Source organism: Massilia sp. METH4, assembly GCF_037094685.1.
Classification (GTDB): domain Bacteria; phylum Pseudomonadota; class Gammaproteobacteria; order Burkholderiales; family Burkholderiaceae_D; genus Rugamonas.
The window spans coordinates 2837339-2859711 of the sequence record NZ_CP146614.1 but is presented as its reverse complement, the minus strand read 5'-3'; the positions used below and the strand labels follow the sequence as shown (position 1 = coordinate 2859711).

Below are 22373 nucleotides of genomic sequence, written 5' to 3'. Positions count from 1 at the left end.
TTATTTGCTTAGTTATGTATGCGTGCCGATAGTGTAGAGAAAACATTGCGATGTAAAAATAGTAGATATTGTGAACCTCACTTCGGGAAAACCGAAGCGTCGACGGATTTACGCAGGTACTTCGTCGCCCGCCCCCGGCCTGGCATGCGTGCCGAAGCGGCTGGCACGGGCAATGACGGCGTTGGCCCAGGCACGGTGGGTGGCCACCTCGCACATGGAATCGTCGAGCTTGAACACGGCCGGCGCATCGCGGTCCAGGATGCGCAGCGCCATCGCCACCTCCTTCGGCTGCACGCGGAAGTGCTGTTCGATCAGTTCGATCTGCGCCGGATGGATGGCGGTCTTGCCTACCATGCCGTAGGCAATGTCCTGCTGCACTTCCTGCGCCATCAGCGCCGGGCAATCCAGGTGCTCGAACACCGGCGACGTGAGGCGGAAGCCGTGCGGCCGGAAGGTCGTCACCAGGCTGGCTATCACGGGGCCGAGCGGCGACTGGTAGATCGTCATGTCGCGCGGCCGGCGCAGGCCCAGGAGAGCCAGCAGGTCGTTGCCGCCGATGCGCAAGGCGAGGATGCGGTGCGCGATGTCCGGCTCCTGCAGGCGCAGGCGCAGCGCGCGCATTTCCATCGGATCGAACACCTCGGTTGTTTCCAGCGTGGGCATCAGGAGGTGCCGCGTGCCGGCCAGCGGCCGCAGGTAGTCGCCGAGGTTCTCGCGCGTGGCCTTCGGGATCACGAAGCCGGTCAGCTTGTCGGCACCACGCATGGCCAGCACGCGCGCCAGCACTGTGGCATTGCGCACGCGGACGAAACGGTCGAGTCGACCATCGGCCCGCATCGCGGCCAGCGTGCCGGCCAGGCTGGCCAGCGCGTCTTCCAGCTCGCGCTCGGCCACCGCGTCCTCGGTGCAGAAAATCACCGAGCGCAGCGTGGCGAGCCGTTCGCCGTTGGCGATGGCAAGCAGGTGCTTGTGGGTCGCGGGCACGTAAAGCGAGGCACCCAATGGTTTGTCATGCATCGCCTTTCCTCCTGATCAAAGAAACGCCCTGGTAGGGCAATGTGGGATCGACTACGACCGGAACATCCTTTTCCCGCGCCAGCAGCCGCAAATGCGCCACGTCGGCCGCGTCGGCGTCACGCAGCAGCAGGAGCCGAGGCACGCGCCGCAGCAGCACGCGCGTGGCCTCGCCGATGCCCGGCTTGATGAGGTTGACATCGGCAATGCCGTACCGCTGCGCGATCGTGCGCAGGCATTCGCGCGAGGTAGCCGCGGAGCGCTCCCTGTCGATCGCGGCCGGCGCCGGCGTGCCGGCCGCGGCAAGTTCCAGCGCGGCGGCGGCGATGTCGTCCGCAAAGGTGCGGGAGCGGTCGTGCGCGGCGAATTCGTCATACACGAGGCAGCCGTGGAAATCGTCCGGCCCCATGTCGCGCTCGGCCACGGTACGGCTCACCAGCCCGGACACGGTGGCATTCAGTATGCTCGACGGAATCAGGTAATCGGCATCGGAGGCGGCGTGCGCGGCGGCGCCGGCCAGGTCGGACAACACGAACAAGCCGGGATCGATCCGCACATGGTGCCGCATATTGAAGCGCTCCACCGACATTTCCAGCTCGCGCGCGATCACGCCCTTGCCCGTCCAGCCGTCGACGAAGGCGATCGAAGCCGGCACATGATGCGCCAGGATGGCGCGCAGCGCCGCCTCGTCGATGCCGCGGTCGCGCACGATCGATACCGCGTAGTGCACCACGTGGCGGTGGAACACCCGCTGGAGCAAACGCTTGACGATCACGCCCACCGGCGTGCCGGCCCGGGCCAGCGACACCAGCGTGATCTGGCCCGCGCGGCGTGCGGCGAGCAGGTGGGCAAGGCGCAGGCAGTCAGCCGCCATGCGCGCCCGGTTGGCCTCGCACGCGGCGTCGAACAGTTCCAGGTGCCGGGCCGACGGCAAGGCCTCCGCCGACAGCATCTCGCTGTAGTGGTGGCGCCCGGACTGGATCAGCGCCTCCTTGTCCTCCACCGAGACGAACGCCTGCCCGTGCAGGCGCCTGAGCAGGAATTGCACGTCGTCCGGCGCGTAGCTGCCCGAGAAGGTCGACAGGGCGTTATTCATAGCGCACCCAGGGCCAGGTTCGAGAGCTGGGTGCCGCGCGGGATGATCGCGTAGTCGCAGGCGGCCATGAACGCGGCATCGGTGCGGCTGTCGCCCATGCCGAAGGTCATGATCTCGCCATGCTCGTCGCGCAGGCGCGCCTGCACGTACTCGACCGCGCGCGCCTTGTTCAGGCGCTTGGGCAGCACGGCTAGGTTATTGCCGTTACGGTGCAGGCAGAAGTCGCGCCCTTCCATGGCAAGCCAGGGTGCCACGGCCTCGCGCTCGATGGCGTCGAGCCGCGCCATGTCCTTGTCCGGGTCCTTCACGTTCACGTAGAACGGCAGGCCCAGGTCTTCCACCAGCCGGGCGCGCGCGGGGATGCCGGCCAGCCGGGCATAGTCCTCGACCACGGCAAGGGCGCGCTGCAAGCCAGGCAGGGCCTGCGCCATGTCGTCTTGCATGCGTGCTTGCCACACCGGGTCCGGCGTACCGTCCGGCGCCAGGATGATGCCGCCGAAATCGATGATGCGGTAATGTTCGAACGGGTAATCGACGCGCGCCAGTCCCGCGCGGTCGCGCGCCGTGGTCGGGATCAGCGTCATCCCTTCGCTTGCCAGGGCGAGAAAGGCGCGCTGCCGGGCATTCGTGTACGAATTGGCCGAGCCATCCTTCAGGAAGGCGATCGGCCGCAGCTCGCCTTGCGGATCGCACTTGGCCAGCGAATGGAACAGCGTGTCGTCCAGGTCGACGAAGAGGAATTTACGCAATGTCGTCCTCCGAACGGAAATGCACGAGCCGGCCGCCGACCTGGCGCGCCACATCGTGCAGTGCGGCATTCGCCGGGGTTTCATGGCAGACCAGCACATGCGCATACTGGCCTGGCCGCACGTTGTAGAGGTAATTGGCGATGCCTTCGCCGTAATTGTCGGCGAACGCCAGCCGGCTGCCGATCGCGCCCCATTCGAGGATCGGCGAGCGGGTCGTCGACTGCACGCGCACGTCGACGCCGCGCGCCTCCAGCGCGCAGGCCAGCAGGAATGGCGCATGCATGAATTCGCCCGTGCCCAGCACCAGGGCGCTCTCGCCGGCCGCCATGGGAGCAGCCAGCACGTCCACCACGGCGGGCGGTATCGCCAGGGGCCGCGCCAGGCCCGTACGACCGAACGCGCCGTCTACCGGCACGCCACCGGCCGCGCCGACCACCTGGGCCGGCGCCGCTTCCGGAAAGCTGGCGCCAGCGGCGAACGAGAAGGTGCCGCGCAACGCCGCACCATGCGTGACAGGCAGGCCGATGCCGGCGGCCAGCGCGTCGTTCGCCTGCGGACCCATGAAATCGGTCAGCGTTGCCAGGTGCACGTGCGCCAGCGCGGGGTTGAGCGCGCGGCAGGCGTTGGCCAGATTGCGGAACGTGGTGCCGGTGCTCGCCTCGTCGTCGACCAGCACCAGCGAGCCGGCGCGCATGAACAGGGCGTGCAGCGCGGGATCTTCCGGCAGGTGCAGGAACTGGCGTGGCGCGTGGCTGTGCGGTTCGGCGAATTCGACGAGTTCGGCGCCATCGATGCGGTAGCGCGTCGTGTGCAGGAACAGTGCCTCGCTGCGGGGCTCCCGGCGCAGCCATGCTTCGAACACGCCCTGCCCCAGGCCGATCGCCGTCTCCGCCAGCGCGATGAACACGACGGGCCCCGGCAGCGCGGCGGGCAATTGCGCGGCGAGCGCATCGTGCAAGCCACGCATGGCCGCAGGACGCGACGGCCAGTGCTTGCCCAGCACCTTGCTGACGAACAGGAAGCCCCGCTTCGCATTGGCGCGGGCGCCGAAGCCGACCAGGTCGTCGATCGCATACGGGCCAGGCTCGGCGCGAACCGCCAGCACACCCGTCGGCATGGCGATCTCGCGGCTGTCGATCTCGCGATGTCCCATCAGCTTTCTCCCAGTTCGATGGCATGCTGCCATTCGCCGACGCGTACGCCGGCACGCACGGCGGGGATCTCCAGGCGCCCGTAGCCGCGGTCGAAGCCGGCTAGCGCCAGCCACGGCAGCGCCGGGCCGGCCATGCAGGCCATGCCGATCCCGCCGGACATGCGCGGGTTGATCTCCAGCAGCCGCACCCGATCGCCGCTTTCGCGGAACTGCACATTGAACACGCCGTTCAGGCGGTAGGCCGCGGCCAGTTGCGCGGTGGCCTGCAGGATGACCGGTTGCGGGTCGATGAGCTGGCCCATGCCCGGCTTGACGAGCTTGCGGCGCGGCACGGCGCATACCAGGCGGCCATCGTCGGCCACACAGTCGACACTGTATTCGAGTCCTTCAAGAAACTCCATCAGCAGCATGGTGCGGAATTCGCCGAGCCCCGCCAGGCCAGCACGGAAGTCCTGCAAGCCCACCTGGTACTGGTCGCCGGACATCAATATCTGCGCCGTGCTGCGCGCTTCGTCCAGCAGGGCGAAGCCCAGGCCGTACACGGACTTGGCCGGCTTCACGCACAGCTGCGGGTATTTCGCCCGCAAGGCCGCATGGCCGGCATCGAATTGTTCCGCGGTGTGGAACGGCACGGTCTCGGGCGGCGCCGCCATGGGCAGGTCCACCGTGGCGTAGAAACGCGCCTTGTCATGCAGCAGGGCCAGTACCTCGGGGCTGGCCACGGCCAGCACGCGCGCGCCGATCGCGGCGAAGCGCTCGCGCGCCCCGCTGATCAGGGCTGCCTCGCGGTGGGGCACGAAGATGCCGATATCCTGGCGCCGGCAAAAGTCCAGGCACCATTCCAGGTAGTCATTGCCCTTGAGTGGCGGCTCCAGCTCGAACTGGTGGGCCGCATGGGCGGCCACCGTCCGGCTGCTTGCCGTATAGATGAGGTGATAGCGCCCGGCGCCGTCATGCTGCCGGATCAGCGTCATCGCGTTGTAGATCGATGAGTAGGTTTGGTTGTACCAGACTCGCATGGGTCCTCGCTCGGGCAGTTCGGCAGCAAAAAAAGCGGTGGCCGGTTGACCGGACCACCGCGAAGGGAAGCGCGCCATGGGGCAGGCGCAGGTGAAACACAGTACTTACTACACAGCGTTACAGCTCATCCTTTGCGCGGCGGCGCAAGCGCCGCCGCGACTTGCATTACAGGTGTTGCGCCACTTGCGGCAGCAATTCCTCGAAGGTGCGGCCGGTGCCGTTCTCGCCGATCGCGTGCATCTTCCATTCGCCGTTATGGCGATACAGCTTGGCCATGATCTGGGCGCTGTGGGAACCCTGCACGGAGAGGTCGAAGCGCGCCACTTCCTTGCCGTCCTTGGCATTGATCAGGCGGCAGTAGGCATTCTGCACCTGGGCGAAGCTCTGGCCCGTAAAACTGTTCACCGTGAACACGATGCTCTTCACGTTCGCCGGCACCTGGTCCAGGCTCACGCTGATCTGCTCATCGTCGCCGTCGCCGGCGCCCGTGCGGTTGTCGCCCGAGTGCTGCACGCTGCCGTCACGGCTCTTCAGCTGGCGGAACCACACCACGTCGACCGGCTTGTTCGCCTCGTCGAACAGCAGGCACGAGGCATCGAGGTCGATGTCGGCGCTCTTGCCGCCAAAGCCGAGGAAACCCTTGCTCTTCACGGCATCCCAGCCCAGGCCCATGGCGACGCGCGTGAGGGCGCTGCCGGCTTCCTTGTCCAGAGAGATCTTCTGGCCCTTGCTCAAATTCACTGACATGTCTGACTCCTAGATTCGCCGGCGGCTCCTGCCGCCGGCATGCGTGCTTACACCGATACGCCGTAGCTCGTTGCCAGGGAGGCCAGGCCGCCGGCAAAGCCCTGGCCCACGGCGCGGAACTTCCAGTCGGCGCCGTTACGATACAGTTCGCCGAACACCATCGCCGTTTCCGTCGAGCTGTCTTCGGACAGGTCGTAGCGCGCCACTTCCTGGTTGTTGGCGCTGTTCACGCAGCGCACGAAGGCCTTCTGCACCTGGCCGAAGTTCTGGCGGCGGGCGTCGGCATCGTGGATCGTCACGCAGACGGCGATGCGGTCCACGTCGGCCGGCACCTTCGACAGGTCGACGCTCACGGTCTCGTCGTCGCCCTCGCCCACGCCGGTGCGGTTGTCGCCCGAGTGCTGCACGGCGCCGTCGGCCGATTTCAGGTTGTTGTAGAAGATGAAGTCCGCATCGCTGCGCACCTTGCCGTCGGCTTTCAGGATGAATGCCGAGCTGTCGATGTCGAATGCTGCGCCGTCGGTGGAGCGCACATCCCAGCCCAGGCCGATCTTCAGCTGGGTCAGGCCGGGAGCTTCCTTGGAGAGATTGACGTTACCGCCTTTTTGCAGACTGATTGCCATGTTCGATTACTCCTTCAGTTGGTAAGACACCCTTGTTGCACATCCGGCGCGGCTGGTGTCGTGTAGCGCGCCGAGATTCCTTGGCAGCCTGTCGCTTTGCGTGGCTGCTTGTTCAATGTCATGCAGTTTATAGAAAAGACACCAATTGAAAAATAGAAGATAATTTGAACATTACTGCGTAAAAAGCGAACTCATGAAAACCAGTGGAATCAATTTCCGCCACCTGTACTTCTTCCGCGTGGTGGCCGCGGAAGGCAGTGTCACGCGCGCGGCCGAGAGGCTGGGCCTGGCCATCCAGACCATCAGTGCGCAGCTCTCGGCACTGGAACAATCGGTCGGCAAGCAGCTGCTCACGCAGCAGGGGCGCCGCCTCGTGCCGACGGAAGCGGGCCGCGTGGCCCTCACGTATGCGGAGCAGATCTTCGAGCTGGGCGACCGCATGCAGGAAGCATTGAACGAGGCCGACGCCGGCCGCATGCGCCTCACCGTCGGCATCTCCGACTCGTTGCCGAAGCTGATCGCCTACCGCCTGCTGCGCACTGCCTTCGAGATGAAGTCGCCCGTGAAGCTCGTTTGCGTGGAGCGTGAGTTCGAGTCGCTGCTCGCCGACCTGGCGCTGCACAAGCTGGACGTGGTGCTGACGGACCGCTCGGTGCGCGCCTCGGCCAGCCTGCGCGTGTACAACCACCTGCTGGGGGAAAGCGAGATGCTGCTGTTCGGCAGCCCGGCCCTCGTGCGCAAGCACGGGCGCAACTTCCCCCGCAACCTGCAGCATGCGCCGATGCTGCTGCCGACGCGAAACAATGCCCTGCGCGGCCGTATCGACGAATGGCTGCTCAAGCACGACGTGCGGCCCGACGTGGTGGGCGAGTTCGAGGACAATGCCATGCTGACCACCTTCGCCCGCGACGGCCTGGGCCTGTTCTTCGCCCCCGCCGGCCTGGAAATCGACATCAAGACGCAATACGGCGCCATCCCCGCCGGCGCCGCCACCGAACTGCGCGAACAGTTCTACGCGATCTCCAGCGAACGGCGCATCCGGCACCCCGCGGTCGAGGCGATCATGGCAGCGAACACGGGGCTGTTCACGGTGTAAACCCTGGCGACGGCGCTACACCGGTGACAGGCACCGGCTTTTTTGAAACTTTTCCCGAACGCGGGTGACAGGCACCGGGTTTCCGGAAACATTTCCTGAAGACCGGTGACAGGCACCGGGTTTGCAGAAACATTTCTCGAAGACCGGTGCCTGTCACGGGGTTTAAAGAAACATTTCTCGAGTGCCGGTGCCTGTCACCGGTTTTGCGGACCGTGGCGACGGGCGATGGCGGAGAGCCCGGCTTCCACGTAGGCCAGCATGTCTTCGACAAGGCCGTCAGTGTCGTCGCCGAGGGCGGGGAAGACGTCCTTGCGCAGGCCGCGCGGGGCGACCAGCAGCGCAAGGCAGGGGGCCATCAGCAAAAACAGGCCGCGCTGCACGCCGGGGTTGTCCGGCGCCAGCCCGAGGACCTGGGCGACGATGCCCAGCATCACGCGCGCCTTCGGTTCGATCGCCCTGTGTACCAGCGTGGGCGCGAAGGCGGTGGGCGACAGCAGCTCGCGGATCACCACGCGCGTGCCCCAGTGCGCGTCGCGCGACGTGGCACGCCGCACGATGCCGCCCAGGATCACGCGCAGCTTCTCCAGCGGGGTGCCATCCATCGCCGCGGCGTGCTGCATTTCTTCCAGCGTCACAAGGTGCTGGTGGGCTTCCACCAGCACGGCCTCGTACAGCGGGTCGCGGCCGCCGAAGTGATAGTTGACGGCTGCGATATTGGTACCGGCGCGGGTACAGATCTCCTTGCTCGTGGCATCGGCATAGCCCTTTTCGGCAAATACCTGGCCTGCCACGTCGAGCAGTTGCTGGCGGGTTGCATCGCCATGCGGGCGCGCCGCACGGCCGGACTTCGTATTCATCGGCGTATTGTAATTCAAATTTGAATTTGATATAAAGTGAAACATCACTGCCGTTTTACCCGAAGAGGCCGCAAATGAACAGGAAACGCATTGCCGCCGTTGCCGTCGTGCTTGCCGTGATCGGTGCCGGTGCCTGGTACCTGGGCCGCCCGAAGCCCGATGACGGCACCCTGGTCCTGTACGGCAACGTGGACTTGCGCCAGGTGGCGCTCGCGTTCAATGGCAGCGAGCGTATCGCCCGGCTGCTGGTGGATGAGGGCCAGCGGGTGCGCGCCGGCCAGGTGCTGGGCGAGCTCGACACGCGCACGCTGGCGTTGCAGTTGGCGCAGGCGCGCGCCCAGGCCGAGGCGCAGCGGCAGATCCTGCGCCGGCTGCGCGCCGGCAGCCGGCCGGAGGAGCTGGCCCAGGCGCGTGCGGACACGGCCGCCATGCAGGCCGAGGCGGAGCTGGCGCAGCGCCAGCTCGAGCGCCTGCGCGCCGCGGCCGAGGAGTCGAACGGCCGCGCCGTGAGCCGGCAGGACATCGACAATGCCGCGGCCAGGCTGCAAACGGCGCAGGCAAGGCTGAAGAGTTCGCGCGAAGCGCAGCGGCTCGTGCACGCCGGCCCGCGCACCGAAGAGATCGCGCAAGCCCAGGCCCAGTTCGAGGCGGCCCAGGCCGACATCGCCCTGATCGAACATCAGCTCGCACAGGCGCGCCTCACGGCACCGGTCGACGCGGTGGTGCGCGCCCGCTTGATGGAACCGGGCGACATGGCATCGCCGCAGCGCCCGGTCTACACGCTGGCCCTGGCCGATCCGAAGTGGGTGCGCGCCTGGGTAACGGAAGCGGACCTGGGCCGCATCCGGCCCGGCATGGCCGCATCCATCGCCATCGACAGCCGGCCGCGCCAGCCGCTGCCGGGCAAGGTGGGCTACATCTCGTCGGTGGCCGAGTTTACGCCGAAGACGGTGCAGACGGAGGAATTGCGCACCGCCCTCGTCTACGAGGTGCGCGTGCTGGCCGACGACCATGCCGACCTGCTGCGCATGGGCATGCCCGCCACCGTGCGCATCGCCGCCGCGCGGGGAACTGCCGAGAGCCGGCCATGAGCGACGCCCTGGTCGCCGCCGGCCTGCACAAGCGCTTTCCCGAACAGGGTGCGCAGGCCCTGGCGGACGTGTCGCTGGCCGTTCCCGCCGCGGCGCTGACGGCCCTCGTGGGTCCGGATGGCGCCGGCAAGACCACGCTGCTGCGCCTCGCGGCCGGCCTGCTGCGCCCGACGGCCGGCACCTTGCACGTGCTGGGCATCGACGTGGCCGCGACGCCGCAGCGCGTGCAGGACCGCATCGGCTATATGCCGCAGCGCTTCGGCCTGTACGAAGACCTGTCGGTGCAGGAAAACCTCGATTTGTACGCCGACCTGCACGGCGTGCCGCGCGAGACGCGCAGCACCCGCTTCGCGCGCCTGCTGGAGATGACGGACCTGGGCCGCTTCACGGCCCGGCCGGCAGGCAAGCTCTCCGGCGGCATGAAGCAGAAGCTGGGGCTGGCCTGCACGCTGGTGCGCTCGCCCGACCTGCTGCTGCTGGACGAGCCGACCGTCGGCGTCGACCCGCTGTCGCGCCGCGAACTGTGGCGCATCGTGCAGGAACTCGTCGACGCGGACGGCTTGACGGTCCTGGCCAGCACCTCGTACCTGGACGAGGCGGAACGGTGTGCGCTCGTGCACGTGCTGCACGAGGGCCGCCTGCTCGTTTCCGGCAGCCCGGAAGCGATCCGCGCCAAAGCCGACGGCCTGGCATTTCGTGCCCTGCCCGCGCGCGGCAGCGCGCGCGCACTGCAAGCCACGCTGCTCGATGCCTCCGCCGTCATCGCCGATGCGGTGCCCGAAGGCGGCCATGTGCGCTTCGTCCGTCACGCCAATGGCGCGGCCGCGGCAGTGGAACCGTTGCTGGACGGCGCCAGCGTCGAGGCGGTGGCGCCCCGGCTGGAAGACGGCTTCATGCTGATCCTGCGCGGGCAATACGCACCGCCCTCGCCTCCTTCGTCCTCGCTGGCCGTGAACGCGGCACCTGCCGATGGCGATAGCCCCGCGATCGAGGTGCGCGACCTCGTGCGCCGCTTCGGCGACTTCACGGCCGTGGCCAGCACCAGCTTCGCGGTGCGCCGCGGCGAGATCTTCGGCCTGCTGGGCCCGAACGGCGCAGGCAAGACCACCACGTTCCGCATGCTGTGCGGCCTGCTGCCGGCCAGCTGCGGCTACCTGCGCGTGGCCGGCGTCGACCTGCGGCATGCGCGGGCGCAGGCGCGGCGCAGCATCGGCTACGTGGCGCAGAAGTTCGCGCTGTACGGCAACCTGACCGTGGCGGAAAACCTGGCGTTCTTCGGCGGCGCGTACGGCCTGCACGGCGAGCGCCTGCGGGGGCGCACGGCGGCGATGCTCGACGGGTTCGGCCTGCGCGAGCACGGCGACGTTCCCAGCGGCCAGCTGCCCGGCGGATTCCGCCAGCGGCTGGCCATGGCGGCCGCGCTGCTGCACCAGCCGGACATCCTGTTCCTCGACGAACCCACCAGCGGCGCCGACCCGCTGGCCCGCCGCGAGTTCTGGCGGCGCATCACGGCACTGGCGCAGGCCGGCGTCACCGTGGTCGTCACCACGCACTTCATGGAGGAGGCGGAATACTGCGACCGTATCGTGATCCAGGATGCCGGCCGCGTGCTCGCCCTGGGCACGCCGCGCGCCGTGCGCGAGCAGGCCGGCAATGCCGCCACGATGGAAGATGCGTTCATCGCCATCGTCGAGCGCCACAGGAGCGCCGCATGAAGCGCGACCGGCTCGACCCCGTGCGCGAGACGGCGGCCGGCGGCGGCTTCCTGCGCCGGGTGGCCGCGCTGACGCGCAAGGAGTTCCGGCAACTGCTGCGCGACTGGGCCAACCTGGCCATCGGCATCGTGCTGCCGATGGTGCTGATCCTGATCTTCGGCTACGGCCTGTCGCTGGACGTGAAGGATGCGCCGGTGGCGATCGTGCTGGACGATGCCTCGCCCGTGGCGCACGAGGCCGTGGCGGGCCTGTACCTGTCCGGCGCGTTCTCGCCGATCCCCGTCGCATCGATGCGCGACGCGGAAACCCTGATGCGCGAGCGCCACGCCGATGCGATCGTGCGCATCCCCGCCGATTTCACGGCGCGGGTGGCGGCCGGCACCGCTCCCGTTCAGGTGATCGTGCACGGTGCCGAGGCGAGCCGCGCCTCGATCATCCTGAACTACGTGACGGGCGCGCTGGAAGGCTGGCACGCCCGGCGCGTGGAGCGGGCCGGGGGCACGGCTGGCGCGCAGCTGCCCGCCGCGGGCAGCGTGGCGGTCGAGCCGCGCATGTGGTTCAACGCGGCCAACACCAGCACCTGGTACCTGGTGCCCGGCCTGGTGGTGCTGATCATGACGCTGGTGGGCGCCTTCCTGACGGCGCTCGTGATGGCGCGCGAATGGGAACGCGGCACGCTGGAGGCACTGTTCGTCACGCCCGTGCGGCCGGTCGAGATCCTGCTGGCCAAGATCATTCCCTACTTTGCAGTCGGCCTGGGCGGCCTGGCCTTGTGCCTGCTTGCGGCACGCTTCCTGTTCCACGTGCCGATGCAGGGGTCGCTGGCGCTGATCCTGCTGGGGTCGATGCTGTACCTGTTCGTGGCGGTGGGCCTGGGCCTCCTGATCTCGTCCGTCACGAAGAACCAGTTCATCGCCAGCCAGGTCGCACTGCTGGCCAGCTTCATGCCGTCGCTGATGCTGTCCGGCTTCCTGTTCGACCTGCGCAATGTGCCGCTCGTGGTGCGCATGATCGGCAATGCGCTGCCGGCCACCTACTTCATGGAGCTGATCCGCACCTTGTTCCTGGCCGGGAACGTGTGGCCGCTCGTCCTGCGCGACTGCGCCGTGCTGGCCGGCTATAGCGTGCTGCTGCTGGGCGCGGCCCGGCTGGTGACGAAGAAACGGCTGGACTGACATGGAAGACCGTAATATGGCAGACTTCATTGCCCTGCTGCGCCGCGTGGCGAACCTGTGCCGCAAGGAGTTCCTGGCCATCCTGAAGGATCCGAAGAGCCGGGCGATCCTCGTGGTGCCGGCCCTCGTGCAAAGCATGGTGTTCGGCTACGCCGCCACCTACGACCTCGCCGACGTGCCATACGCCCTGCTGGACCAGAGCCGCGGCGGCGCCGCGCACGAGCTGGCGGCCCGGCTGGACGGCACGGGCGTGTTCCGGCGCGTCGCCAACCTCGCCACGCAGGAAGAGATGCGAAGCGCGATCGACACCCAGCGCGTGCTTCTCGTGCTGCACATCCCGCCGGACTTCGAGCGCCGCCTGCATGCGGGCGAGCCCGCACCCGTGCAGGTGATCCTCGACGGCCGCAACTCGAACACTGCCGGCTCCGCCGCGGCCTACGTGAACGCCGTGGTGGCGGGTTTCAACCGTCAATGGCGCGGCCGGCATGGCGCAAGCCCTTCGCCATTGGACATCCGCTCGCGCGCCTGGTTCAACCCCAACCTGGAAACGCGCTGGAATTTGATGCCGGGCCTGATCGCGGCGCTGTCCATGCTGCAGACGCTGCTGCTGACGGCGCTGTCGGTGGCGCGCGAACGGGAACAGGGCACGTTCGACCAGTTGCTCGTGACGCCGATGACGCCGGCCGAGATCATGGTGGGCAAGGCCCTGCCGCCCATTTGCATCGGCTTGCTGCAATCGACGCTCATCCTGCTGGTCACGCGCTTCTGGTTCGGCGTGCCGATGGCGGGTTCGGCATGGCAGCTGTACGCCGCGCTGGCGCTGTTCACGGTGGCCTGCGTGGGCATCGGCCTGTCGATTTCCGCCGTGGCCGCCAATATGCAGCAGGCCATGCTGTACACCTTCGTGCTGGTGATGCCGATGATGCTGCTCTCCGGCCTCACGACACCGGTGCGCAACATGCCCGAGCTGCTGCAGGTGCTCACCTGGGCCAACCCGCTGCGTTTCGGCATCGACATGGTGCAGCGTATCTACCTGGAAGGCGTGGGCCTGGCCGTCGTGTGGCGCGACACCATCCCGCTCATCGTCATCGCCGCGCTGGCGCTGCCGCTGGCCGCGTGGCTGTTCCGTAACCGGCTCGTATGAGGTTGCCCATGAAACCGTATCTGCTGCTGTTGTTGCTGGCCGGCTGCGCCGCGGTCGGTCCCGATCATCGCGAACCGCCGACGCCAGCGCCGGCGCGGCTCGGCGACTGGCATGGCGGCGCACCGGAACTGCGCGATACCGGTCTGCCCGTCGATTCCGCTCAAAGCTATGCGCGCTTCGACGATCCCGTGCTGGCCGGCCTGCTGCGCCAGGCGGCGAGCGCGAACCACGACCTGAAGATGGCCGCACTGCGTTTCGCGCAGAGCCGGCTGCAGCGCGACGTGGTGGCGGGCCGGTTGGCGCCGCGCGCCGATGCCCGCACCGGCGTGGCGCGCCAGCGCCAGAGCGAAAGCGGCACGGCGACGCGCATGGTCGATGCGCTGGCGCCGGCCAACCGCGCCGGCTTGATCGACGTGCTCAGTTCCCCGTTCGACGCGTGGCAGGCCGGCTTCGACGCCACGTGGGAAATCGACCTGTGGGGCCGGGTGCGCCGCGCCGTGGAGGCGGCGGACGCGGAAGTTGCGCGCATGGCAGCGCTGGAACGGGGCGTACAGCTGGGCATTGCCGTCGAGGTGGCACGCAATTACCACGAGCTGCTGGCCGCCCGCCGGCAGCTGCGCATCGCCCGCGCCGACATCGCGGCCGGCGAAGACGTGCTGCAGCTGATGCGCTCGCGCGGCGGCGCGGGGCTGGCCCCGGAACTGGACGTGGTGCGCCAGGAAGGCTTGCTCGCCGAGCAGCGCGGTCACATTCCGGCCCTGCTGGAAGAGGAAGCGCAGGCGGCCAACCGGCTCGCACTCCTGCTCGGCGCGGTACCCGGCGCGCTGCCGCAGTTGCCCGGCGATGGCGCCGGGGACGCGCCGCCCGGTCGCGCGCCGGACCTGGCGCTGGGGCTGCCGGGCGAGATCGTCGCGCATCGGCCCGACATCCAGGCGGCCGCCGAACGGCTGCACGCGGCCACGGCATCGATTGGCATCGCCACGGCCGACCTGTACCCGCGCGTCACGCTGGGCGCCTCCTTCGGCTTCGAATCGGTGGGGGCGGGCCGCCTCGGCGAATGGGGCAGCCGGCAATGGTCGGTCGGCCCCAGCCTCGTGCTGCCGCTGTTCGACAACGGCATCCGCCGCGCCACCGTGCAGTTGCGCGGCCTCGAACAGCAGGAGGCGGCGGTGGCCTACCAGCAGGCCGTGCTGAAGGCGTGGCACGAGGTGGACGACGCCCTCTCCGCCTACGCGGCGGAGCGCTTGCGGGTGGCCCAGTGGCGCCTGCGCGAGGAGGCCGGCCGTACCGCGCTGGAACTCGCCACGGTGCGCTACCGCCAGGGCCTCTCCGATGCGCTGCCATTGCTCGATGCCCAGCGCGCGCTCCTGGCGGCGCGGCGCGACCGGGTGCGCGGCGAGGCCGCGTTGACGGTGCGCCTGCTCGCGATCTGCAAGGCAACCGGGGTATTGCCGCAGGCGTGAGGCATGGGGGCCGCGGCCGTTCGGGCGGAATTTTGCGCGTGCATGCGTGCCAGTCGGATAAGATGTATGTTTTAACTACCCGCTCCGGAGAATGCCGCACCGCCGCGAACCTTGATACGCGGTGACGGACGCCACCCGGGGTGCGCCATATGTATAACCTTTTGCTGGTCCTGTTTGCCCTGCTGCTTGTTGCACTGAACGGTTTTTTCGTTGCCGCCGAATTCGGTATCGTCACATTGCGCCGCACCCGCGTGCGCGCCATCGCGAAGACGCAGGGGTTACGGGGCCGCATCCTCGAAAAGGTCCACGGCCAGCTCGACGCCTACCTTTCCGCCTGCCAGCTGGGCATCACGCTGGCCTCCCTGGGCCTGGGCTGGATCGGCGAACCCGCTTTTGCCGGCCTGCTCGAACCGATCCTGTTCGGCATCGGCGTGACCTCCGACGAAATCGTGCACGGCATTTCCTTCGTGTTCGCCTTCGTCACCATCTCCTTCCTGCACATCGTGGTGGGCGAGCTGGCGCCGAAATCGCTGGCGATCCGCGTACCGGAATCGGTGGCCGTGTGGTGCGCGATGCCGCTGTATGGCTTCTACTGGCTGATGTACCCGGCGATCTGGCTGCTGAACAAGAGCGCCAACATGGTGCTGCACCTGGCCGGCCTGCGCGGCAGCGGCGGCCACGAATCGCACTACTCGCTGGATGAATTGAAGATGATCCTGCGCACCAGCCAGCCGGGCGAGAAGTTCGACAAGGACGAGCGCAACATCCTCGCCAACACGCTCGACTTCTCGCAGCTGCGCGTGTCGGACCTGATGCGCCCCATCAACGAGGTGATCGCGCTGCATGCTTCGCGCTCGCTGGAAGCGAACCTGGAAACGGTGGTGCGCAACCGCTTCTCGCGCTATCCGTACTTCGACGACGACGAATCCGTGCTCGGCATCGTGCACCTGAAGGACCTGTTCTTCGCCCAGCAGAGCGGCAAGCCGATCAAGTCGTTCACGCCCTTCCTGCGGCCCGTGGAGACGATTTCCGCGCGCACGCCCGCCATCGAACTGTTCCGCCGCTTCCGCGAGGGTGCCCCGCACTTCGCCTTGATCGGTGAGAAGGGCAAGCGGCCGGTGGGCTTCCTTACGCTGGACAACCTGTTGGGCGCCATGGTCGGCGAGATCCACGACGAATTCCGCCTGAACGAGAACGACTGGCTGAAGCAGGAAGACGGCGCGCTGATCGGCAAGGCCAGCCTGCCGATCTTTTCGCTGGAGCGGGTGCTGGGCATCGACATCGAGAACGAGGAGCTGGGGCTGGACGAGGTGGAATCCGTCGGCGGCCTGATCATGCTGAAGCTGGGCGATATTCCGAAACAGGGCCAGCGCGTGAGCTTCAACTCGTTCGACATCGTGGTGCGCAAGATGAACGGCCCGCGCATCCTGCTGGTGAAGGTGATCCCTCGCGTGCCGCGCACCGCCGAGGACGAACAGGACTGATATCGAAAGGATTCATGTATGCCGCGCTGCCGCCGCCCTTCCCGCTCTCTCCTAGGTGCCCTGCTGCTTGCCTGCGCCACGCTGGCGCAGGCCGCCGCCCAGTACGTGGAAGTGGGCACGCCGCTGCCCCGCTTCCACCTGCTGAAGGAAGGCAGCCACCGCTACCTGCGCTACCTGCGTTCGCCTGACAGCAACACGGCCCTCGACATCTGGCAGCGCGACATCCACTTCGACGGCAAGCGCATGCAGGTGCGCCAGCGCTGGGACGCGGCGGGCAAGGCGCCATCGGTAAAGCGGCTCGAATCCACGTTCGAAGCGGGCACCTTCCGGCCGCTGACGCACGTGCGTATCACCGAGAAGGACGGCCGCAAGACCGTGGAGGGGTTTACGTTCGCCGCCGACCGGATCACCGGCATGGCCGAACTGAAGGACAACACGCAGAAGAACCTGGCGGTCGAAGCGAAGGAAGCCGCGTTCAACTTCGAGACCGACATGGAGCTGCTGCAGGCGCTGCCGCTGGCCGAGGGCTACGAGGCGCAACTGGTGCTCTACCACCCCGGCGGCAACGCCGCCCCCGCCCGCTACACCTTCCGCGTGGCCGGCAGCGAAGCGATCCCCGGCCCCGCCGGCCCCGTCGACTGCTGGATCGTCACCACCGACTACAACCAGCCGGGCAGCGTGTCGAAATTCTGGTACGCCAAAGGCACCCAGCTGCTGGTCAAGCAGGAAAGCCCCCTCCCCGACGGCCGCGTGCTGGTCAAGACGCTCCTGGACTGAAATCTTTCCAAAAACCGGGGTCTGACCCCGGTTTTTGGGAACTTTGGGTGAATCCTCAAGGCGCCGCTTCGCCCTGTTCGTGGCCGGGCCGGTGCGGGGTGACGGGGTTGACGTTGGTCCAGTTGCGCAGCAGGCCGAGGGCGACGGCGAGCAGGGTTGGGCCGATGAACAGGCCGACGAAGCCGAAGGCGATCACGCCGCCCAGCACGCCAAGCAGCACGAGCAGGAACGGCAGGCTGGAGCCGCGGCTGATCAGCACGGGCTTGACGACGTTGTCGACGCCGCTGATCAGGAATACGCCCCACACGACCATGAAGATCGCCCAGCCGGTGCTGCCCTGGTAGAACAGCCAGATGGCGGCGCCGCCCCAGATCAGCGGCGGGCCCACCGGCACGAGCGAGAACAGGAAGGTGGCGACTGCGAGCAGCGCCACGGCCGGCACGCCGGCGATCAGGAAGCCGATCGCCGCCACCGCGGCTTGCGCCAGCGCCGTGCCGAGCAGGCCGTACATCACGCCGCGCACGGTACGGCTCACGGTATCGGCCACCTCCAGCGCATGCTCGCCCATGATCTTGTCCATGCCGATCGACAGCGCCCTCAACAAGGTGAGCCCGTCGCGGTAGAGGAAGAAGCTGACGAAGGCCGCCAGGCTCACCTGCGCCACGCCGCTGCCCAGCACCAGGCCGCCTCCAAGCAGGAAGCTGCGCGCCGGCTCCATGTAGCGCTTGGCCGCCTCCACGAGCTGCTCGCGGCTGCCGATCAGGTTTTCGACATAGTTGTAGACGGTGTCGCCCAGCACCGGCAGGCCGCGCAGCCACTCCGGCGCATGCATGGCCCCGGAAGCGAGCGCAGCGCGCAGCGCGCGGTATACGTTGCCGGCATTGTCGGCGATGTTCCAGGTGACGAGGGCCAGCGGCAGGATGATCACGAGGACCAGCGACACGGTCATCACGGTGGCGGCCAGCGTGCGGTGCCCGTTCAGCCGGTTCAGGAGACGCAGGTACAGCTGCCAGCTGGAGATCGTGATCGCGCACGCGAACAGCACCGCGGGCAGGAAGGGCCGCAGCACCCACAGGCAGCCGATGACGAGGAAAACGATCGCCGCGAGGCGGGTATAGGGTTGAAAGCGCTTTTCCATGTGCCGGCATCCTCCAGGTGTGCCCGACAGTTGGGGACGACCTGCGAAGGATGCAAGCTTATCAGGAAAGCACGCAAGGAAACGGTTTTCGCCGGCGCGGCGCCGGGTTCACTTCAGCAGCTGCTGCAAGTCATGCACGACCGGTTTGGTGCCCTGGGCATGGCGCAGGAACAGGCGCACCTTGCCCTGCTTGTCGAATACATAGCTGCCGGCCGTGTGGTCGATCGTGTAGTTGGCCGGGTCCTTGCCCGGTACCTTCTTGTAGAACACCTTGAATTCCTTCGCCGTCTGCGCGATCTCGGCCGGAGTGCCGTACAGGCCGACGAAGCCCGGATGGAAAGCCGGCACGTATTCCTTCAGCAGCGCGGGCGTGTCGCGCTCCGGGTCCAGCGTCACGAACAGCACCTGCACATCCTTCGCCTGCGGGCCCAGCTCCTGCATCACGGCGGCCATCTCGGCCATCGTGGTCGGGCACACGTCCGGGCATTGCGTGAAGCCGAAGAACATCACCACCACCTTGCCCTTGTAGCTCTCCAGCGTGACGGGCTTGCCGTTGTGATCCTTCAGCGAGAAGCCCTTGGCGTAGTCGAGGCCCGTGATATCGGTGTTCACGAAGCTGGCGCGCTTCTCGGAACAGGCGACCAGGGTGGCCAGCAGGAACAGCAAGGCAAGCAGTTTTTTCATGTCAGATCCGGATATAGTGATCGAGCAGCAGCGCGCCGAACAGCAGCGCCAGGTAGACGATCGAGAACGCGAACGCCTTGCGGGCCAACAGGTCGCTGTAGTTGCGCCAGATGCGCCAGCCGTACCACAGGAAGACCGCATCGAGCACGATGGCACTGGCCAGGTAGATCAGGCCGCTCATGCCCACGGCGAACGGCAGCAGCGTCGTCGCGGCCAGTGCGATCGAATACAGGAAGACGTGGAATTGCGTGAACGCCATGCCGTGCGTGACGGGGAGCATGGGCAGGCCGGACTTGGCGTAATCGTCGCGGCGGTACAGCGCCAGCGCCCAGAAGTGCGGCGGGGTCCACAGGAAGATGATCAGCACGAGCAGCCAGGCCTGCATGGGCACGTCGTTGGCGACGGCGGCCCAGCCCAGCGCCGGCGGCATGGCGCCCGACAGGCCGCCGATGACGATGTTCTGCGGCGTGGCCGGCTTGAGCAGCATCGTGTAGATCACGGCATAGCCCACGAAGGTCACGAAGGTGAGCCACATCGTGAGCGGGTTCACCAGCGCATACAGGATCCACATGCCGGCGCCGCCGATGACGGCCGAGAAGATCATCGTCTGCACGGGCGTGATCTCGCCGCGCGCCATCGGACGGCGCGCCGTACGCGCCATGCGCGCGTCGATCTCGCGTTCTGCCAGGCAGTTGACGGCGAACGCGGCCCCGGCCAGCAGCCAGATGCCGATCGTGCCCGCGACCACCACGCGCCAGTCCGGCAAGTCGTCGGTGGCGAGGAACATGCCGATCACGGCACAGAACACGGCCAGCTGCGTCACGCGCGGCTTCGTCAGCGCCCAATACTGGGCGATGCGGCTGGTCTGGCTATGGGCGGCGGCTTGCGTGGTCATGGGGTGGGTGTCAAAAAACTGGCCCGGTAGTTTACCATGGTCAGGAACAGCACGAGGGCGGCCGCCCCGGCGTTATGCAGCACGGCGATGGTGAGGGGGAAGTTCAGGTAGATCGTCGCGATCCCCGTCAGGAATTGCAGGACGAGCACGATGGCGATGCCCTTCACGGGTTTGCGCAGCGCCGGCACCTTCCACGCCTTCCAGCACGTGTAGCCCAGCACGAGGAACACGACCAGCGCGAAATTGCGGTGCACCCAGTGGATGGCCGTCAGCGCCGAGAACGGCAGGTAATGGCCGGCCTTTGTCTTGCCCAGCTCGCGCCACAGGTGGAAGCCATGCTCGAAGTCCATGTCCGGAATCACCTTGCCGCCGCCGCACAGCGGGAATTCCATGCACGCCAGGGTCGCGTAGTTGGTGCTGACCCAGCCGCCGAGGAACAATTGCACGAACACCACGAGGCCCGACAGCACGGCCAGCCAGCGGATGCGCCGCAGCACGGGCGCCGGCACGCCGGCGTGGCCGAAGGGTGTCATCGCATGGTCCTGCCTGCCGCCGAACCAGGTCAGCAGCGCCAGCAGGCCCATGCCCAGCAGCAGGTGGATGGTGACGATCACCGGTTGCAGCTTCAGGGTGACGGTCCAGGCGCCGAACGCGCCCTGCAGGCAGACGAAGAAGAACAGCAGCGTGGGGTAGCCGGGGTGGTAGCCGACCTTGTGCTCGCGGCGCCAGCGGTACCACGCCACGAACATCATGGCCATGATCAGGATGCCGATCGCCATCGCGAAGTAGCGGTGGATCATTTCGACCCAGGCCTTGAACATCGTCACCGGCCCGCTCGGCATCAATGCCTCGGCGGCGCGGATTTCCTCGTGCGCCAGGAACGGGTTGGCCAGGCCGTAGCAGCCCGGCCAGTCCGGGCAGCCCAGCCCGGAATCGGTCAGGCGCGTGAAGGCGCCGAACACGATCAGGTCGAACGTGATGAACACGCTGATCCACACGAGCTTGCGGTACTTGTTGACGTCTTTCGAGATGAAGACGATCGACAGCGGCAGCAGTGCGACGATCAGCGCGGTGATGGCCATATGGGCCAGCGTCATGTGATGCATGGTGTTCCTGTTTCCGTGTCGCGAATCCGCGCTCAGCCGATTGCCGATGCCTTCAGCAGCTTGGAGATATCCTTCTTCATCTTCGTGGGGTCGGGGTTCTTCGGGAAGCGCATCATCAGGTTGCCGATCGGGTCGATGATGTAGATGTGATCCTGCGCGTCGCCGCCCGCCTCGGTCGGCAGCCACTTGTAGACGATGTCGGCCGGCGCGCGCAGCATGCGCGTGCCGTCGTTCACACGCAGCAGCATGGTTTCCAGCGGCTCTTCATCGGTGATCAGCCATACGCGCTCGATACGGTCCATCTCCTTGCCTTGCATGGTGCGCAGCTGGCGCATCATGAACAGCTGGTCCTGGCACGCCTGGCCGCAGTCGGAACCGCCCGCCTTCAGCAGGATCCACTTGCCCCGGTAGGAATCGAGCGTGACGGGATCGCCGGCCAGCGTGCGCGTGGCCATCGACGGCATCGGCACCGTGCGCGGATCGATCAGCGTGCCGTAGTTGTTGCGCGCCGTGGGCTTGATGCCGTAATAGGTGATGTACGAGGCAACGATCGGCGAGGCGCACACGGCCAGCACGGCGAACAGCTTCCAGCGCCCGCGCGCCTTATTGATCGGTTTTTGTTCCACTGCTTTTCCCAATGTTTAATCCGCTGATGATAAAGAACAGCAAGGCCGTCAGCGCCAGCGCATACCACTGGAACGCGTAGCCACGGTGTTTGTCGACGCCCAGGTCGGGCTTGGGCCAGTCGCGCAGCAGCACGCGTTCGCTGCCGTCAGCGGACGTCTGCTCGAGCACGAAGGGCTGCAATTGCAGGCCGCTGGCCGCGGCGACCTTGGCCGCATCGGCGTTCTGCACGATGGCGCCAGCCTGCACGGGCGGTGCGTCGCCCAGCTCCATCACGTGCCCGGCGCCTGGCTTGGCCACGCCCGTGATCGTGATCGTGCCTTGCGGTGTCGGGTACGGCGCGATGCGCTGGCGATCAGCCACGTCGCGCGGCAGCCAGCCGCGCGCCACCAGCACGTGCATCGCCGTGCCGTCGATGCGGAACGGCATCAGCACGTAGAAGCCGGCACGGCCGTCGTGCGGGCGATTGTCCAGGTAGACGGGCCAGTCGGGCACGAAGGTGCCGGTGGCGGTCACGCGCCTGAACTGCGCATGCTGCGGCTCGATCGACTGCGCACCCAGCACCAGCGGCGCGGCGGTACTGCCGCCCGCCAGCTCAGCGGCGACGGCCATCTTCTCTTCGGCGCGGCGATCCTGCCAGCGCCCCAGCGCGATGCCCAGGATGACCAATACCAGCGTGGCCACGAACGGCACGGGCTTAAAGCGGAAAGCGATACGCATTA

At 67.4% G+C, this 22373-nt stretch carries 22 protein-coding genes; 8 read left to right on the top strand and 14 right to left on the bottom strand.

The genetic code is table 11. The features are described 5' to 3' along the window. Nucleotides 1-108: 108 nt before the first annotated feature. The 7 genes from V6Z91_RS12710 to V6Z91_RS12680 all read right to left on the bottom strand — a co-directional run bounded on the left by V6Z91_RS12710 (nucleotide 109) and on the right by V6Z91_RS12680 (nucleotide 6402). Nucleotides 109-1017, bottom strand: coding sequence for an HpcH/HpaI aldolase/citrate lyase family protein (locus tag V6Z91_RS12710; protein ID WP_338770830.1), 909 nt, complete (start codon nucleotides 1015-1017; stop codon nucleotides 109-111). Further along, a complete protein-coding gene (locus tag V6Z91_RS12705; protein WP_338770829.1) occupies nucleotides 1010-2110 on the bottom strand; it encodes a cysteine protease StiP domain-containing protein in 1101 nt (366 codons plus the stop codon). The genes V6Z91_RS12710 and V6Z91_RS12705 overlap by 8 nt, the downstream gene beginning before the upstream one ends. After that, on the bottom strand, nucleotides 2107-2859 hold the full coding sequence (locus V6Z91_RS12700; protein WP_338770827.1) for a hypothetical protein: 753 nt from the start codon (nucleotides 2857-2859) through the stop codon (nucleotides 2107-2109). The genes V6Z91_RS12705 and V6Z91_RS12700 overlap by 4 nt, the downstream gene beginning before the upstream one ends. Then, nucleotides 2852-4012, bottom strand: coding sequence for a phosphoribosyltransferase domain-containing protein (locus V6Z91_RS12695; protein WP_338770825.1), 1161 nt, complete (start codon nucleotides 4010-4012; stop codon nucleotides 2852-2854). The genes V6Z91_RS12700 and V6Z91_RS12695 overlap by 8 nt, the downstream gene beginning before the upstream one ends. After that, nucleotides 4012-5031, bottom strand: a complete 1020-nt coding sequence (locus V6Z91_RS12690) for an ATP-grasp domain-containing protein (protein ID WP_338770823.1) — start codon at nucleotides 5029-5031, stop codon at nucleotides 4012-4014. The genes V6Z91_RS12695 and V6Z91_RS12690 overlap by 1 nt, the downstream gene beginning before the upstream one ends. Nucleotides 5032-5197: 166 nt before the next feature. Next, nucleotides 5198-5779: a TerD family protein gene (locus V6Z91_RS12685; RefSeq protein ID WP_338770821.1), complete on the bottom strand. Its 582-nt coding sequence runs from the start codon at nucleotides 5777-5779 to the stop codon at nucleotides 5198-5200. A 47-nt stretch (nucleotides 5780-5826) separates the two neighbouring features. Then, nucleotides 5827-6402 carry a TerD family protein gene (locus V6Z91_RS12680; protein WP_338770819.1) on the bottom strand — a complete coding sequence of 192 codons (576 nt, stop codon included), beginning with the start codon at nucleotides 6400-6402 and terminating at the stop codon, nucleotides 5827-5829. Between the two features lie 193 nt (nucleotides 6403-6595). On the opposite strand from V6Z91_RS12680, the gene V6Z91_RS12675 reads away from it, so the two are divergent. Further along, on the top strand, nucleotides 6596-7498 hold the full coding sequence (locus V6Z91_RS12675) for a LysR family transcriptional regulator (protein ID WP_338770817.1): 903 nt from the start codon (nucleotides 6596-6598) through the stop codon (nucleotides 7496-7498). A gap of 194 nt (nucleotides 7499-7692) precedes the next feature. On the opposite strand, the gene V6Z91_RS12670 is transcribed toward V6Z91_RS12675, so the two are convergent. Beyond that, nucleotides 7693-8355 (bottom strand): CerR family C-terminal domain-containing protein, encoded by a 663-nt coding sequence (locus V6Z91_RS12670; RefSeq protein WP_338770816.1) that lies wholly within the window; start codon nucleotides 8353-8355, stop codon nucleotides 7693-7695. Between the two features lie 74 nt (nucleotides 8356-8429). Between V6Z91_RS12670 and V6Z91_RS12665 the strand changes: the two genes are divergently transcribed. From V6Z91_RS12665 to V6Z91_RS12635, 7 genes are all read left to right on the top strand, one after another. Further along, nucleotides 8430-9446, top strand: coding sequence for an HlyD family efflux transporter periplasmic adaptor subunit (locus V6Z91_RS12665; RefSeq protein ID WP_338770814.1), 1017 nt, complete (start codon nucleotides 8430-8432; stop codon nucleotides 9444-9446). Beyond that, a complete protein-coding gene (locus tag V6Z91_RS12660) occupies nucleotides 9443-11161 on the top strand; it encodes an ATP-binding cassette domain-containing protein (RefSeq protein ID WP_338770812.1) in 1719 nt (572 codons plus the stop codon). Before V6Z91_RS12665 ends, V6Z91_RS12660 begins: the two co-directional genes overlap by 4 nt. Beyond that, the gene (locus V6Z91_RS12655) at nucleotides 11158-12336 is read left to right on the top strand and encodes an ABC transporter permease (RefSeq protein ID WP_338770810.1); all 1179 of its coding nucleotides are present in this window, start codon (nucleotides 11158-11160) and stop codon (nucleotides 12334-12336) included. Before V6Z91_RS12660 ends, V6Z91_RS12655 begins: the two co-directional genes overlap by 4 nt. Nucleotides 12337-12352: 16 nt before the next feature. Further along, nucleotides 12353-13480, top strand: coding sequence for an ABC transporter permease (locus V6Z91_RS12650; RefSeq protein ID WP_338770808.1), 1128 nt, complete (start codon nucleotides 12353-12355; stop codon nucleotides 13478-13480). A gap of 8 nt (nucleotides 13481-13488) precedes the next feature. After that, the gene (locus V6Z91_RS12645; protein WP_338770807.1) at nucleotides 13489-14943 is read left to right on the top strand and encodes an efflux transporter outer membrane subunit; all 1455 of its coding nucleotides are present in this window, start codon (nucleotides 13489-13491) and stop codon (nucleotides 14941-14943) included. A 149-nt stretch (nucleotides 14944-15092) separates the two neighbouring features. Continuing rightward, the gene (locus V6Z91_RS12640; protein WP_338770806.1) at nucleotides 15093-16427 is read left to right on the top strand and encodes a hemolysin family protein; all 1335 of its coding nucleotides are present in this window, start codon (nucleotides 15093-15095) and stop codon (nucleotides 16425-16427) included. A gap of 18 nt (nucleotides 16428-16445) precedes the next feature. Beyond that, the gene (locus tag V6Z91_RS12635) at nucleotides 16446-17204 is read left to right on the top strand and encodes a hypothetical protein (RefSeq protein WP_338770805.1); all 759 of its coding nucleotides are present in this window, start codon (nucleotides 16446-16448) and stop codon (nucleotides 17202-17204) included. Between the two features lie 55 nt (nucleotides 17205-17259). Here V6Z91_RS12635 and V6Z91_RS12630 read toward each other — a convergent pair whose 3' ends face one another. From V6Z91_RS12630 to V6Z91_RS12605, 6 genes are all read right to left on the bottom strand, one after another. Beyond that, a complete protein-coding gene (locus V6Z91_RS12630; RefSeq protein WP_338770804.1) occupies nucleotides 17260-18342 on the bottom strand; it encodes an AI-2E family transporter in 1083 nt (360 codons plus the stop codon). 108 nt (nucleotides 18343-18450) lie between these two features. Further along, nucleotides 18451-19026, bottom strand: coding sequence for an SCO family protein (locus V6Z91_RS12625; RefSeq protein ID WP_338770803.1), 576 nt, complete (start codon nucleotides 19024-19026; stop codon nucleotides 18451-18453). Nucleotide 19027: 1 nt separating this feature from the next. Next, complete coding sequence (gene cyoE / locus V6Z91_RS12620) at nucleotides 19028-19921, bottom strand: heme o synthase (RefSeq protein ID WP_338770801.1); 894 nt, start codon at nucleotides 19919-19921, stop codon at nucleotides 19028-19030. Then, nucleotides 19918-21027, bottom strand: coding sequence for a COX15/CtaA family protein (locus V6Z91_RS12615; protein WP_338770799.1), 1110 nt, complete (start codon nucleotides 21025-21027; stop codon nucleotides 19918-19920). Before V6Z91_RS12615 ends, cyoE begins: the two co-directional genes overlap by 4 nt. Before the next feature lie 32 nt (nucleotides 21028-21059). Then, nucleotides 21060-21653 carry a cytochrome C oxidase subunit I gene (locus V6Z91_RS12610; protein WP_338770798.1) on the bottom strand — a complete coding sequence of 198 codons (594 nt, stop codon included), beginning with the start codon at nucleotides 21651-21653 and terminating at the stop codon, nucleotides 21060-21062. Next, nucleotides 21631-22371, bottom strand: a complete 741-nt coding sequence (locus V6Z91_RS12605; RefSeq protein ID WP_338770796.1) for an SURF1 family protein — start codon at nucleotides 22369-22371, stop codon at nucleotides 21631-21633. The genes V6Z91_RS12610 and V6Z91_RS12605 overlap by 23 nt, the downstream gene beginning before the upstream one ends. Nucleotides 22372-22373: the final 2 nt, after the last annotated feature.

What these genes read in the sequence shown, in the direction of transcription:
- V6Z91_RS12670 (WP_338770816.1), bottom strand. Translation starts at nt 8,355, where the DNA reads ATGAATACGAAGTCCGGCCGTGCGGCGCGCCCGCATGGCGATGCAACC.
- V6Z91_RS12680 (WP_338770819.1), bottom strand. Translation starts at nt 6,402, where the DNA reads ATGGCAATCAGTCTGCAAAAAGGCGGTAACGTCAATCTCTCCAAGGAA.
- V6Z91_RS12650 (WP_338770808.1), top strand. Translation starts at nt 12,353, where the DNA reads ATGGCAGACTTCATTGCCCTGCTGCGCCGCGTGGCGAACCTGTGCCGC.
- V6Z91_RS12605 (WP_338770796.1), bottom strand. Translation starts at nt 22,371, where the DNA reads ATGCGTATCGCTTTCCGCTTTAAGCCCGTGCCGTTCGTGGCCACGCTG.
- V6Z91_RS12660 (WP_338770812.1), top strand. Translation starts at nt 9,443, where the DNA reads ATGAGCGACGCCCTGGTCGCCGCCGGCCTGCACAAGCGCTTTCCCGAA.
- V6Z91_RS12655 (WP_338770810.1), top strand. Translation starts at nt 11,158, where the DNA reads ATGAAGCGCGACCGGCTCGACCCCGTGCGCGAGACGGCGGCCGGCGGC.
- V6Z91_RS12630 (WP_338770804.1), bottom strand. Translation starts at nt 18,342, where the DNA reads ATGGAAAAGCGCTTTCAACCCTATACCCGCCTCGCGGCGATCGTTTTC.
- V6Z91_RS12640 (WP_338770806.1), top strand. Translation starts at nt 15,093, where the DNA reads ATGTATAACCTTTTGCTGGTCCTGTTTGCCCTGCTGCTTGTTGCACTG.
- V6Z91_RS12705 (WP_338770829.1), bottom strand. Translation starts at nt 2,110, where the DNA reads ATGAATAACGCCCTGTCGACCTTCTCGGGCAGCTACGCGCCGGACGAC.
- V6Z91_RS12665 (WP_338770814.1), top strand. Translation starts at nt 8,430, where the DNA reads ATGAACAGGAAACGCATTGCCGCCGTTGCCGTCGTGCTTGCCGTGATC.
- V6Z91_RS12690 (WP_338770823.1), bottom strand. Translation starts at nt 5,031, where the DNA reads ATGCGAGTCTGGTACAACCAAACCTACTCATCGATCTACAACGCGATG.
- V6Z91_RS12635 (WP_338770805.1), top strand. Translation starts at nt 16,446, where the DNA reads ATGCCGCGCTGCCGCCGCCCTTCCCGCTCTCTCCTAGGTGCCCTGCTG.
- V6Z91_RS12710 (WP_338770830.1), bottom strand. Translation starts at nt 1,017, where the DNA reads ATGCATGACAAACCATTGGGTGCCTCGCTTTACGTGCCCGCGACCCAC.
- V6Z91_RS12645 (WP_338770807.1), top strand. Translation starts at nt 13,489, where the DNA reads ATGAAACCGTATCTGCTGCTGTTGTTGCTGGCCGGCTGCGCCGCGGTC.
- V6Z91_RS12695 (WP_338770825.1), bottom strand. Translation starts at nt 4,012, where the DNA reads ATGGGACATCGCGAGATCGACAGCCGCGAGATCGCCATGCCGACGGGT.
- V6Z91_RS12685 (WP_338770821.1), bottom strand. Translation starts at nt 5,779, where the DNA reads ATGTCAGTGAATTTGAGCAAGGGCCAGAAGATCTCTCTGGACAAGGAA.
- V6Z91_RS12675 (WP_338770817.1), top strand. Translation starts at nt 6,596, where the DNA reads ATGAAAACCAGTGGAATCAATTTCCGCCACCTGTACTTCTTCCGCGTG.
- cyoE (WP_338770801.1), bottom strand. Translation starts at nt 19,921, where the DNA reads ATGACCACGCAAGCCGCCGCCCATAGCCAGACCAGCCGCATCGCCCAG.
- V6Z91_RS12625 (WP_338770803.1), bottom strand. Translation starts at nt 19,026, where the DNA reads ATGAAAAAACTGCTTGCCTTGCTGTTCCTGCTGGCCACCCTGGTCGCC.
- V6Z91_RS12615 (WP_338770799.1), bottom strand. Translation starts at nt 21,027, where the DNA reads ATGCATCACATGACGCTGGCCCATATGGCCATCACCGCGCTGATCGTC.